This is a genomic window from Salinicola sp. CPA57, from assembly GCF_003206035.1.
GTDB lineage: Bacteria > Pseudomonadota > Gammaproteobacteria > Pseudomonadales > Halomonadaceae > Salinicola > Salinicola socius.
This window is the reverse complement of record NZ_PZJR01000034.1, coordinates 1-795: the sequence shown is the minus strand read 5'-3', so window position 1 is coordinate 795 and position 795 is coordinate 1. Positions and strand designations below refer to the sequence as shown.

General features: G+C 63.0%; 1 protein-coding gene. It reads right to left on the bottom strand.

What is annotated here, in order from left to right:
- The coding region (locus tag DOM36_RS19820; RefSeq protein ID WP_157958717.1) for a hypothetical protein at window positions 1–795 on the bottom strand (795 nt) is incomplete at both ends.

Here is a 795-nt window from a genome sequence, read left to right as displayed (position 1 = left end):
AGCAGATCCAGCGAGGCCTGTTCCTGCTCGATGCTGGCGAAGGGCGCCAACTGGGTGTCGTATTGGCATCCGATATAGCAGCGATTGAGCCAGACCATCGTGGCGGTGGATACCAGCTTCGTCGCCGCGAAACCCAGTGCAATGCCGATGGCACCGATGATCAAACCGATGGCGACCAGCGCCAAGCCTATCGGCGACGTCGCGCCGGCGATACCGGCCGCAGAAAGCGAGAGGCCAAGCAGCCCGATCGAGGCACCGGTGATGATCGTGCCACCCAGCGCGTACTGCAGTCTCACGCTGCGGGTCGAGCGGCCGAGGTTTTGATCGTGCATGGCGTCGGAGAGTTTCATCAAGCCATCGTAGAAGGAGAGCACGTCTCCCACGATGCTGATCGTCCCCGAAACCAGCTTCCAGGCCTGCCGGCTCGCCTGGTTGACGAGCCCGGCCATGGCGGCGTGGTATTGCAGGAAAGCGCTCTTGCCGGCTAGCTCCATGGCCAGCCCCGTGATGCCCGCGGCCGCCCCCATGACCTTGGTCAGCGCGACATCGTCGCCCTTGTCGTCGCTGAAGTATTGCCGAATGATGTCGACGCTGCTCCAGGCGCTGTAGCCTTTCATGTAGGGCACCATGGCGGGATGCTGACTGACGATCTTGCTGGCGATGCCCAGGGCGCTTTCCGTCAGGTCCGTGTATCGGGCATCCAGCGCGTCGGTATTGAACACGTTGTCGGGAAGGCCCGTGCGCGAGAGCTGGGTAAAGCGCAAATAGGCCTGGGTGCACTCACGGTACCCAGGC